This window comes from Pseudoalteromonas sp. P1-7a (assembly GCF_001401855.1).
Taxonomy (GTDB): Bacteria; Pseudomonadota; Gammaproteobacteria; order Enterobacterales; family Alteromonadaceae; genus Pseudoalteromonas.
The window spans coordinates 1-11,291 of the sequence record NZ_LKDU01000053.1 but is presented as its reverse complement, the minus strand read 5'-3'; the positions used below and the strand labels follow the sequence as shown (position 1 = coordinate 11,291).

The following is an 11,291-nucleotide window of genomic DNA, read 5'->3' as shown; positions in this document are numbered from 1 at the left end:
ACGGTGTTAAATTATTAAGTAATGAGACGCTGCGCGTCTAACGTGAGCAAGCTCGACGTCTACAAGTGCGATATAAAATCGCGCCTACGCATCACATCCACACCAGCGTAAAATTTAATCTGGTAGACACACAACTTGTTGGCGTTTTAAAAGCTCCGCTTTTACGGTGTTAATTTATTAAATAATGAGACGTTGCGCTTCTAACGTGAGCAGGCTCGACGTCTATGAGCGCGGTATAAAATTGCGCCTGTATGTGAGTGCCTTTTTTATGTGTTTTTTACTTTGAGTAATTTATTTAAGTTTTTGTAACAATCGCTGTAAACTTTTTAGTGGTGGAGTTGTCATAAAAGGTGTTGCCTTTTACAGATTGTTACAAATAAATAACCTATAAGCCAGTTGTTAATAAGCGCGTAGCTGTTGCTAACATTATAGTGTGGGGATATGGGTTTAACGGGATGATGTTAAATTTTAACATTTATTAAATTGTGCTTTTAATTGGGGCGACCTAGTATTAAAGATTGACAGTACACACCCAAACAAAACATAATATTAACATTAGCTACACTTGAAAAGCATTTCACTTAATTGTATTGCGTAAATTGGTTAAAGGAGGGAAGTATTATGAACAAATTACTCATTGCATGCGCTATTACTGCTGCAACGTTGTACGTGTTTAAAAACGATTTGACCGCCTTGGCTCAAAATACCTCTTCAATAACTAACACCACTGCCACGCAGCCTGCTCAACCAATTGTGGTAGATATACAAGCAATGCAAAGTAGCCAGGGTATAACCAACAACAATGGCACGCCCCTTACCGAGCAAATAGTCATTACCCCGCACGAGGTGGGTGAATACTCTGAGCTTGAAGGCGCTGTTAATACTCAAAGCCCGGTTGATATAACTCAGTCAGAACAAGTATTTTTAAACAAAGTGCAAAACAGCTTTGCTGAAAAGTCGTTATTTTTATACAGCTTTGAATGTAAGCAAAACGATTGTAATGCGGGCATTGTTGCAACCGATGGACAACCTAAGCACGAAGATATCGCTGGCGTGTTAGCCGATTTATCGGCGTCGGAAGAGTTTGCTAATCATTCTGTGCAATTAGCGGGTGTGGCGGTTAATAACGATGGTATTTTGCAATACGATTTAAACATTAAAAACATGCTCCCTAATAACTAAATAACGTATGTTTAGTCGCAGTAGGCGCATTTTCCACTCTTAAGTTCATACTTACAATAGCGCGTTTAATTAAGCTTAAACTCTATATTTTTAAACAAAAAAGCGGCTTTTTAGCCGCTTTTTTGTGTTTGTAGCTTTTTATTAAATCATGTTTACTCTGTTGAGATAGCGCACTCATTGCGTTAAAAGTTATCAATATAAAGCAGTAACATGCTCGCTAATCTTTTGTTTTCATGTTTTTTGCCCGCTCTTCTGCCTCGATTAAGGCTTGAGATTTAGGCGCTTTCTTTTTTGGCTCTATTACGGGCTTTTTATCTGAATTTGGATCCCAGCTTTCATCTAGCGATAAATTGGCAAATGGGTTGCTAGAGTCTGATTGCTTGGGCGCACTTTTCGGCTCTGGTTTATCCGTAAGTGGTGATTCGTGGGCCTCTGGCGCCGGCGTATCTAAAGAGGGGCCGTCACTAGATTTTACTGATGCGTTTACTGGTTCAGGCTTTTTACTTGCCTTTAATGGCGCATCAGGATCGTAGGTACGTACTTCGGGCTCTTTAAAGTCGTGCTCGCTATTAAACGTGGTTTGTTCAAGCTCGCTGTTTTTATCGCCAGTATGCAGGTGCGCGCTGGTATTTGGCTCGGTGATCGGGTTACTTGGCGCGGCCGGTTCGTTTATAAGTGTTGACTCGTGTGGTTTAACTTCTTCAATAGGCTCGGCTTTTGGTTTTTCAACCGCACTGCTTTGCGGCTTGCGGGGTCGCTTAACCGAAGGCGCATCTGGGTCAAATTCTCTAACTTCGGGCTCTGCAAAACCGTTTGCACTTTGTATACGCGCTAATGTGTTTTTAGCGGCGGCTTCAAACTCGGCGGTGTTTGGCTCTGGCGCTACTTTTTTAGGCTCAGGTGCTGGTGCATCTTCTTCTGGTTTAACTTGCTGTGGCTCAGCCTCTGTTGCAGGTATTGGCGCGTTTGTTGCCTCGTTAATAGGCGTATTAGGGCTTACTGGTTCAGGCTCGCTTTGAGCTGCAACCGTGTGTGAAACTGGCTTTGTAAGCTCATCACTTTGGTCTGCGGCTTTGGGCGCTGTTACGTGCTTTGTACTTATATTGCTATTTTTAGCAAGCGTGTCTGTTGCGGTTGGCGCAACAGGCGGCTCGGGCTTATTTTGTTTAGCGCGGCGTAAACGTATAACCACCATAGCGCCTATTAATACCACAATAAGCAGTAGTAAACTTGGTAACAGTAATGAACTTGGCGGCTCTGCAACCGGCGCAGGTATACTTACTGGTGCCGGTTTTGGCGTAGTATTAACCGTTGGTTGCTCTTTTTTAGGCGCTGCTTTAGGGGCGGCTTCAGTGGCCACCGGCTGCGCTTGGTTAGTTGTAGGTGTCAATTCGCTGCTATTAGGTGCAAGTTCGGGTGTAGGCGTACTTGCTGCATCCTCATTAATTTTTGGGCTTTGCTCGCTTATTGGGGTAGTAGGTTGAGTGGTTGTTGTGGCTTTGCTTGCACTTTGTTTTATGGCTTCTTCTGCTGCATTTATTTGCTCAAGCAGCGCTTGCTCTTGCTCGGGAGTAAGTGCAAGCGGTTCTGGCTCTTGTTCAACCACTGGGGGCGCTACTGGTTTTGTTTGTACTTGCTTAGGTTTATTACAGTTTCTGTTAAAATCGCGTGCGGCCTTACGATACTGCTGGCTGGCTTTATTATTACTGTACTGCTGCATTTCTTGCTTAATTAAAATACACATGGCTTCGTTATAGGCAGCGCTTTGGCTGCTGTAAAATAAAGCAAAGCAAAAAATAAGTTGAGAGAGTCTAATAATCATAAAACACGGCGCTTAAGTATCAATAGTCTGATTTTAAGCGCAAAATTAAAATATATCTAGGCACTAAGGGCGTGTTGACCTTTGCGGATTGAAATTTGTTCAAACTAGGGGCAATTAAATCAAGGCGCGGGGTTTGTAACCTAGTGAGATAAGTAAAAGCCCCTCGTTAATCAATCACCATTAGGCTGCGGTACTCGTCGTAGGCAAATTGGTCGGTCATGCCACTTATGTAATCTTGTATTAGCCTACAGCGGTAGTAAAACTCGTAAGCGGCAAAGTGGTCGGGCTCTTCTTGCATGGCATCTATGGCGTGCTGATAACTATTTAAGTGCTTTTTAGAGAGCTTTTTAACCAAACGCGATTCGATTAATAAGCGTGAGTCGCCATTGAGTGCGCGTTTAAAGTCGTCACTGTTAAGTTGCAGCAGTGGCTTATAACAATCGAGCAGGCCATTAATTATGCGGTAGCCTTGCAGTTCTAGTTTTTCTACCTCTTTGTTAGAAAACACATGTTTAAGCGCCACTTGTTTTAAGGTTTTAGTAACCGCATGCAAGTGGCTGCTATCTTCTAGCAGGGCTTGGTTAAAGTCGCCATGGTAAATAGGTTCAATGTGCTCTATAAAACGCTTGGCGGCGTGATTTACAAGCGGGTGTAGCAAGGCTACTCGCAGGTATATAAAAAATTCGCTGTTAAAATTATAAGGCTGTGCATTGGCGCGCTCTAGTGCGTAATCTACCGCTTTATCTACAAAGTTTAGGTGTTCGGTGTCGTCAATGGTTAGGTTTATTAGGGCTTTTTTATATTCACTTTTCAACTGTTGGCAAAGCAGCTCGGTGGTTATTATGTCTTTTTCTACGGCGTCTTCTATGTCGGCTAGGCAATACGAAATATCGTCGGCTGCTTCCATAATGTAACTGGCCGGATGGCGGCAGTATGGCTCTATAACCAGCTCGTTTTGTAGTGCCTCTATAAAGGTTTTTTCACTGTAGTAGTAACCTACTTTTTTCATTAAGTAGTTTTTATTTTGCGGTATATCTTTTGGGTTTAAGCCTGCAGGGCGGGTATATTTTAAAATGCCTGCGCTTTGGCAATAGGTTAAGTTTAAGCCCAGCAGTGAATGAATGATACGTATGCCTTGAGCGTTGCCTTCAAAGTTACAAATATCGTGCGCTAAGTGTTTAAAAATAACCCCTATGCCGGTATTTTGCTCTTGGCAGCGCGCAGGTGTAACGCTTGCTAGGTTGTTATTAAACCAGTGATTTATGGCGGCTTCGCCAAAGTGCCCAAAGGGTGGGTTGCCAATGTCGTGCATTAGGCAGGCCATTTCTACCAAGCTTTCGAGCGGGCGTTCTAGCCCATTTAAACCAAACTCGCTTTGTTGATCAAAACTTAAATTGGCAAAAATGCGCTGCACTATAAAACGGCCAACTTGTTGTACTTCAAGTGAGTGGGTTAAGCGCGAGCGCACCGCGGCATTACGCTCTAGCGGAAAAACCTGGGTTTTTTGCTGTAGGCGGCGAATAGCAGCACTGTTAATTATGCGCCCGCGGTCGCTTTCCATTGCCATTTGCAGGTTTGCGGTGGTGCGATACATGCGCGCTGGGGTTATTTTTTTACTAAAGTCGATAGTCATCTGTATCCTTGCTAAGTGGTGACGACTGGCAAAGTAAATGCGCGTTGTCATTCGTTTTAAATACTTACTTGTTAATATATACATCTAGGCGAGTTAGGTACAGGTGTGTGTATCATTTAAGGCTTAGCAATTGTATTATAAAGCTATATTTTTCAGTATTTAACGCATTTTAATGTGGGCGAGTATTTGTAATGAAGTATGTATTTTTAAAGGCGATAATGTTGGCGCTTTTAGTGTTAACCAGCCACGTGGCTTATGCGGCAAAAGAGCAAACCGTTGTACTTATATCAATAGATGGCATGCGTTGGGATTACATAGAAAAACACGGCGCATCTAATTTAAAAGCCATGGCTGCTAAGGGTGTGCGCGCACAAAAGCTAATGCCTGTTTATCCCACAAAAACATTTCCTAATCATATTTCTATTATTACTGGGTTGTTGCCGGTGAACCATGGCATTGTAGATAATAAATTTTGTGATAAAGCGCGTAAAAACCAGTGTTACAGCATGGGTAAAGCGCAAAACGACAGCACGTGGGTCAACGGTATTCCACTTTGGAATTTAGCTAAAATGCAGGGCTTAAAGTCGGCTACTTATTTTTGGCCAGAGTCGGATGCGCGCTTTAACGGTATGACGCCCGACTATTATTTTCATTACTCTAAATACAGTGAGTACCAAGGCCGTGTTGATCAAATAATTCAATGGCTAAGCTTACCTAAAGCGCAGCGACCGCGATTTGTGGCAAGTTATTTTTCGTTGGTTGATAGTATGGGCCACGAGTTTGGGCCCGATGCGCCGCAAACACGTGATGCAGTTAAGCAATTAGATGACCTTATGGGGCAATTGCAGGCGCGTTTAAGTAAATTAGAGCAAGATATTAACCTTGTTATTGTGTCTGATCACGGTATGGCGCATGTGGACCCTGAGCAAAGTATTGATATTACAACCTTGCCTAAAAGCGATAACTTTATAGTTAAAAATACGGGGCCGCGTTTGCTTATTTATGCAAAACCTGGGGTAACAAGCGAGCAAGTTGCAACTTACAAACAAGCCTTACAGCACGCAGCAAACGGCCGATATACGGTGTTAAATGACCAGCAATTAGCGGCTTATCATTACAATAAAGGCACGCGTGTAGGCGATATTGTTGCGCAAACGAATGCCCCTGCGGTGTTTACTAATGAAGGCAAAGCAATGTACTTAGGTACACATGGCTATGCTTACACCGACGATATGGCAGCCACGTTAATTGCGATAGGGCCTGCGTTTAGACAAGGGCTAAGCCTTGAAAAAGTAAATAACCTTGATATTTACCCAGTGCTTGCAAAGGTAATGGGGCTTAAGCTATTAAATAAAATAGATGGCGACGGTAAAACTCTTATGCCAGCTATTAAGCAAAAAATAGTGGTGCAATAGCGCCACTTTTTCTAGCCCCAAAGTAGCTCACTTAATTAAGCGGATTGGTATCGCTGATTGTGCTGCTAAATCCGTGTTCGTCACTGTTAAGCGTTAAAGTAAAGTTATGCCTATCGCAAATTGCTTTTACGGTAGCAAGGCCTAAGCCAAATCCGTCTTTTTGCCGTGCAATATCGCTTCTGTAAAAGCGCTTAGTAAGTTGACTTAATTGCTGTTTATTAACCCCTTTACCGTTGTCGCTAATAGTAATGCTATTTTGTAATAGAGTAATCGTTATAGTGGCGCCGTTACCTGCGTATTTAATGGCGTTTTGCAGCAGGTTATAACACGCTTGAAACACGAGGTTTTTGTCGCCTTCAATTATAAGGTTGTGGTTTTTAAGTAGCGTTATTTGCTGCTGATTTTGCTCTGCTGTGGGCTCTAGTATTTCTATTATGTCGTTAATTAAAGGCACTGCGTGTACAGGCTCTAATTTTAGCGGAAACTGCCCATGCTCTAAACGAGTAAGCTTTAACATAGCGTCAAAGGTGTGCAGTACGTTTTCTAGTTGCTCTATTGCAAGCCCTAGGCTTGGTTGTTTTAACGCTTCTTGCTCAAGCATTAAACGTAAACGCGTTAGCGGGGTTTTTAAGTCGTGTGCTATGTTGTCGGTTATGCCTTGCACAAGGGCAAAGTTTTCTTCAATGCTTTGCAGCATGGTATTAATGTGTTTAGCGAGGGTTACAAATTCGTCGCCTTTTTGTTTGTGTACAACGCGCGCCGATAAATCGCCTTTTTGCACTTGCTCTGCCACATTATTAAAGTAATTTACGCGTTGTAAATGGCGCCTAGCAAAAATATACCCAAATACACACGTTACAATAAGGCTGAGTATGCAAGCCCATATTGCAATTGTTTTAAACTCGGTAATTAAGCGGCTTAAATGCTCGGTTGGCGTGGCAATAACCACGGTGCCATGCTGAGTTTTAACTAAACCTGTGGTAAGTAATCTAATTTGCTCGCGTTGCGTATCTAATACCGGAAACTCCACCGTTTGAGGTAGTTGAGGTATATCGTTTGGCAAAAAGCTTAAACCTTGGCTTTGTTCGTTGTCGTTTTGCCAAAACATTAAAATGCCACCTTCGTTTTTAAATACGTTAAGTTGTTTAAAAAACGAGGCTTTATCAAATTTATTGGCAAGCCCTTGTATTCTTACTTGCTCTGCATTTAAACGCCTGTCTACCTGGCGCGTTTGCTCACCAAGTAATAATTGATAAATAAGCACAATACACAGCACCAGCACCACCGAGGTAATTGTGGCAAAGGCAAGCGTTAAGCGCCACACCGAGCTTACACGGGGGTTAAATTGCCACCATAGCGATTTATTGTTCATTGTGCTGCGCTTTTTGTAACCGATACCCCACGCCCCGTATAGTTTGTATTTCTACGGTGGCATGGTGCTGCATAAGTTTTTTACGAAGCCTGGCTATGTGTACATCTATTACGTTGGTTCCGGGGTCAAAATTATATTCCCACACCGATTCAAACAATAACGTGCGTGTAACTAGCTTGTCTTTATGATCTAGCAAAAAGTGTAATAGTTTAAATTCTTTAGGTTGAAGAGTGAGTGTATTGCCGTTTACCTGCGCTTTATGGTGGCGATAATCTAAGCGTACGTTTTCAAACTCTAAGGTGGTGCTTTGCTCGCTTGCAGGCGAAGGCCTGTTTATCAGTTTTTCTACACGTATGGCCAGTTCAGAAAACGCAAATGGCTTTGTTAGGTAGTCGTCGCCGCCCGCTTTTAAACCTGCTACGCGTTCGTCTACTTTATCTAATGCGGAAAGAATAAGTACCGGGGTACGCTTGCCGGTGGCCCTAAGTGCGGCCAATACTTGTAGCCCATCAAGTTTAGGTAACATACGGTCGAGTATTATTATGTCGTGCTCTTCGCAGGTGGCCATAAGCAGTGCTTGCTGGCCGTCTTCGGCAGTGTCTACGGTGTAGCCTTGCTCGTTAAACGCTTTGTATAAAAACTCACGATTTTGTTTGTCGTCCTCTACTAGTAGCAGCTTCATTAATTACCCCAACGCAGTAAAGGCAGGTTTTTACCTGTGGCTAAATCTATGGCTTTTTTATGCCGACCTTTTGCTGTAATAAAGGTGGCAACAAGGTAGGTTATGCCTATGTCTTGCTCTAATTGCGACTCAATTAAGTAATAAGGCGGCGCAGGGCTTAACTGCTTAACTAGCTGATGCATTTGGTAATTTTTTTTCTTCATTAGTTTGGCTGCAGCTACTTCGTCTTCTTCGTCAAGTTCGGGTTGTTCATACTCCTGCTCAATAACCTGCCCTTGGGCATTAACAATTAACTCAATAAAACGGTTATTGTTTAAATCAAACAGCGTGACTTCGTAAACGGTAATGCCTTTTTCAAACTCAAGTTCAAACTCTACAATAATGCCTTGGCTTGCAAAGCTTTTTTCTATTTTTGCTAAAATTTGCTGTGCAGAAGGGGCGTTAGCTTGGCTGAGCTTATTAAAAATAGCGGAGCTATTAGCGTGGCAAAATGCGCTCGCAAACAGGGTTACAGTTAATAAAATATATTTCATAAATAGGCTCTTGTGGCTTGAACGTTATTTTATGCGTTAGTTTATCAAATAAACAAACAACTCTGTTTAACTTTAATAGGGCTTGTTACCGTAAAAGGTAACAAGCCCTTTGCAAAGTTAAGCGTAACTATTGTAGTTAATTGTCTAATACGCAGGCTCTTACCTGGTTAGCACTCACCCATTGGCACTCAAGATCTACATACTGGCCGTTAAATTGTGCTAACGAGCTATCTTCGCTCACATAACCCCATATTGAGGCTTGGCCATTGTTATTTAACGCTACATTGCCTTTTAGGTCTATGGTGTTGCTGTCATCCTCAATGTCTACTTCGCTGACTAGGGCTTGCTCAGCGGTATAGGTGCCTTCGAGTTCTAACCATTGGCCGTCTAATGTGGCTGCGGTTAAACCATCTTCGTATTGTGTTTGATTAGTTAATGTAAAGTTTTGGCCGTTAATCGTGGCTGTGTTATTGGCATAGCTAACAAGCCCCGATACAGAAAATGTATAGTGCGAGGTACTTGGCGCTGTATTAGTGTCTTCAAACTCAATGCTTGTGGCCAATAATTTGCCATTACTTTGCTGCCATTGGCCGTCTATTTCTACCTGTTGGCCTGTGACTAAATTAGCGGCGGTGCCATCTTCGTATTGGGTTTGCTCGTTTAATGTTACTTGCCACTGAGTATTAATAGTTATAAGCGTTTGGGTATTATTTACAAAGGTAATAACGCCTTCAAGCTCTGTGTATGTGTTATCGCTAAACGCAGGGGCTTGCTCAGCATCTACCTCACTGGCAATAACGTGTTGTTCATTAAATATGCCTTCTACTTCTACAAATTGGCCATTATTGAGCGCGCCTTCAACGTCGGCTTGTTGATAATTAATAAGCAAGTCACCTAAATTAAATGTGCCAGCTTGTGCATTTAAGTGAGTAATGCTGCCTTTTAGTTCAAGCTCTTCTTGTGGATTATTTACAGGCGCCTGGTAGGTCACTGTAATGCTATTGGTTGAGTCGCTGTAGCCGCTAATTTCAAGCAGGTCGCCTTGCGACAGGCCTGCGCTTTGCACGTTGTTTAGCTGTGTACCTGCTATGGTTAATGTATCGCCATCAATATTTACAGGGCCTTTTAATAAGGGCTCGTACTCAACTTCGGTGGCTTGCGAGCCATTTGTTTCAACTTCTAGGTACATGCCTGTTTGAATATCGGATAGGCTGGCGTTAATGCCATCTATTTCTATCTCTGCGTTACTTGCTGGAATAGTGTGATTATTAATAGTAATTGCATTGTCGCTTACCTCTGACACTTGGCCAATGATAACACTTGGAAAATTACTCACCTCAGAAATGGCGTCTGTGTTTTCATCACTTGAGCTGCTTCCGCAGGCGCTTAAAGCAAGTGAAATAGCAGATAACGAAATGAATTTAACGGTTGTGTCTAATGGTGATTTAATCATAGCTTACTCCTTGTTTTTGATATGGAATAAGTGTACCTAAGCAAGGTTATTTTTAAGGTGGACGCAAGATTAAATTTTGTTAATGTTTGGGGTAAACAAAAAAGAGCGCCAGGGCGCTCTAAAGGGAAAAAATACAAACGGTTAAACTAATTTAGGTTATTTAAAATTAGCAATGCTTGTTTTAGTGTCGGTCACGGTGCGAATAGCATATGCTTGGCCAGTTACACCAAAGGCTAGGCCATTTACACTCCAATTAGGATTTGAGAAGTAATCGTATTGGGTTGCGCTGCCGTAAACGTGTGGGTAAGCCATAATGCTGGCAAATTCGTTTTGCACACCGTGGCCCATTCCATCAACATATACTCCACCTGAGGTGTCACCTTGTTTGCGTGAGTGCGCTAAACCTTGGTTATGACCCAGCTCGTGCACAAACGTAGTAGCACCACAATCAATAGCCGTAATTGAGTACATACGGTCGCTCATTGAGCTGTATAAATTACCGTTAGTGCCTTGGCCAACCCATGCTAAACCACACGAAATTAAACCATTGCCCGCACTTTGACCGGTACCCAGCACGGCTACCATATCGGCTTTCCAGCTAGTGCGTAAACCGTCTACATAGCTGCTGTTTGTTACTGCATCTAACCAGTCTTCAGACGGTGTAATGGCATAATCGCCAAGGTTTTCTGTGCCCGCTAAACGCAGTGTAATATCGACCCCATTTTGGCTATAAACTTGGTTACTAAAGGCGATCAGCTGGTTTATTTTAGTGTTTATATTACTTGTTGCTGCGGCCGATTGGTCGGTATATAAAATACCAATATCAATCGTTACTGCCTGTGCTGCACTTGTTGCAAATAGTGCGCTGGCAATGGCTGCCGTAGTGATTAGTTTTTTCATTTTTATATTTCCTTACTTATGTAGTGGTTGGAAGTTTTACTGCTGATTGACTTAGGGCGTGTTGATCTTTGATGGTTGAATTTGCAGCAGTGTGTTTGGTTTTTAGGCAAGGCAGAGCCTATGAAGTGTGGTTATTCCCCATAAATAGGCGATAACGCTGCATAAATGCCAAACATGCGCTGCCCTGCGGGTTCTGCCTAGGGGCGATAAACTCTTTGTTGCTCGGTTTTTACTTAGCCCACTAGGTTACAAACCTCGCGCCGCGATTTAATCGCCCCTAGATTGAACAAATTTCAATC

The 11,291-nt window shown here is 42.6% G+C and carries 9 protein-coding genes; 2 read left to right on the top strand and 7 right to left on the bottom strand.

Features of this window, described 5'->3' with window-relative positions; all coding sequences use genetic code 11:
- Positions 1 to 621: 621 nt before the first annotated feature.
- Positions 622 to 1,182 carry a hypothetical protein gene (locus AN389_RS18965; RefSeq protein ID WP_055020468.1) on the top strand — a complete coding sequence of 187 codons (561 nt, stop codon included), beginning with the start codon at positions 622 to 624 and terminating at the stop codon, positions 1,180 to 1,182.
- 217 nt (positions 1,183 to 1,399) lie between these two features.
- Here AN389_RS18965 and AN389_RS18960 read toward each other — a convergent pair whose 3' ends face one another.
- Together AN389_RS18960 and dgt are read right to left on the bottom strand one after the other, a co-directional pair.
- Positions 1,400 to 3,004 carry a hypothetical protein gene (locus tag AN389_RS18960; RefSeq protein ID WP_055020467.1) on the bottom strand — a complete coding sequence of 535 codons (1,605 nt, stop codon included), beginning with the start codon at positions 3,002 to 3,004 and terminating at the stop codon, positions 1,400 to 1,402.
- 166 nt (positions 3,005 to 3,170) lie between these two features.
- Positions 3,171 to 4,637: a dGTPase gene (gene dgt, locus AN389_RS18955; RefSeq protein ID WP_055020466.1), complete on the bottom strand. Its 1,467-nt coding sequence runs from the start codon at positions 4,635 to 4,637 to the stop codon at positions 3,171 to 3,173.
- Positions 4,638 to 4,828: 191 nt separating this feature from the next.
- Between dgt and AN389_RS18950 the strand changes: the two genes are divergently transcribed.
- Positions 4,829 to 6,052 carry an alkaline phosphatase family protein gene (locus AN389_RS18950; protein WP_055020465.1) on the top strand — a complete coding sequence of 408 codons (1,224 nt, stop codon included), beginning with the start codon at positions 4,829 to 4,831 and terminating at the stop codon, positions 6,050 to 6,052.
- A gap of 31 nt (positions 6,053 to 6,083) precedes the next feature.
- On the opposite strand, the gene AN389_RS18945 is transcribed toward AN389_RS18950, so the two are convergent.
- The 5 genes from AN389_RS18945 to AN389_RS18925 all read right to left on the bottom strand — a co-directional run bounded on the left by AN389_RS18945 (position 6,084) and on the right by AN389_RS18925 (position 10,992).
- On the bottom strand, positions 6,084 to 7,424 hold the full coding sequence (locus AN389_RS18945) for an ATP-binding protein (protein WP_055016613.1): 1,341 nt from the start codon (positions 7,422 to 7,424) through the stop codon (positions 6,084 to 6,086).
- Entirely contained in the window at positions 7,414 to 8,106 is a 693-nt protein-coding gene (locus AN389_RS18940) for a response regulator transcription factor (protein WP_055016614.1), read from the bottom strand. The genes AN389_RS18945 and AN389_RS18940 overlap by 11 nt, the downstream gene beginning before the upstream one ends.
- Complete coding sequence (locus AN389_RS18935) at positions 8,106 to 8,639, bottom strand: PepSY domain-containing protein (RefSeq protein WP_055016615.1); 534 nt, start codon at positions 8,637 to 8,639, stop codon at positions 8,106 to 8,108. The genes AN389_RS18940 and AN389_RS18935 overlap by 1 nt, the downstream gene beginning before the upstream one ends.
- 136 nt (positions 8,640 to 8,775) lie before the next feature.
- Positions 8,776 to 10,092, bottom strand: coding sequence for a DUF5666 domain-containing protein (locus AN389_RS18930; protein WP_055020464.1), 1,317 nt, complete (start codon positions 10,090 to 10,092; stop codon positions 8,776 to 8,778).
- 156 nt (positions 10,093 to 10,248) lie between these two features.
- Complete coding sequence (locus AN389_RS18925) at positions 10,249 to 10,992, bottom strand: zinc-dependent metalloprotease family protein (protein ID WP_055016617.1); 744 nt, start codon at positions 10,990 to 10,992, stop codon at positions 10,249 to 10,251.
- Positions 10,993 to 11,291: the final 299 nt, after the last annotated feature.

Bases quoted from the DNA above. Each gene is read 5' to 3' on its own strand.
- AN389_RS18965 (WP_055020468.1), top strand. From the start codon at position 622: ATGAACAAATTACTCATTGCATGCGCTATTACTGCTGCAACGTTGTAC.
- AN389_RS18960 (WP_055020467.1), bottom strand. From the start codon at position 3,004: ATGATTATTAGACTCTCTCAACTTATTTTTTGCTTTGCTTTATTTTAC.
- dgt (WP_055020466.1), bottom strand. From the start codon at position 4,637: ATGACTATCGACTTTAGTAAAAAAATAACCCCAGCGCGCATGTATCGC.
- AN389_RS18950 (WP_055020465.1), top strand. From the start codon at position 4,829: ATGAAGTATGTATTTTTAAAGGCGATAATGTTGGCGCTTTTAGTGTTA.
- AN389_RS18945 (WP_055016613.1), bottom strand. From the start codon at position 7,424: ATGAACAATAAATCGCTATGGTGGCAATTTAACCCCCGTGTAAGCTCG.
- AN389_RS18940 (WP_055016614.1), bottom strand. From the start codon at position 8,106: ATGAAGCTGCTACTAGTAGAGGACGACAAACAAAATCGTGAGTTTTTA.
- AN389_RS18935 (WP_055016615.1), bottom strand. From the start codon at position 8,639: ATGAAATATATTTTATTAACTGTAACCCTGTTTGCGAGCGCATTTTGC.
- AN389_RS18930 (WP_055020464.1), bottom strand. From the start codon at position 10,092: ATGATTAAATCACCATTAGACACAACCGTTAAATTCATTTCGTTATCT.
- AN389_RS18925 (WP_055016617.1), bottom strand. From the start codon at position 10,992: ATGAAAAAACTAATCACTACGGCAGCCATTGCCAGCGCACTATTTGCA.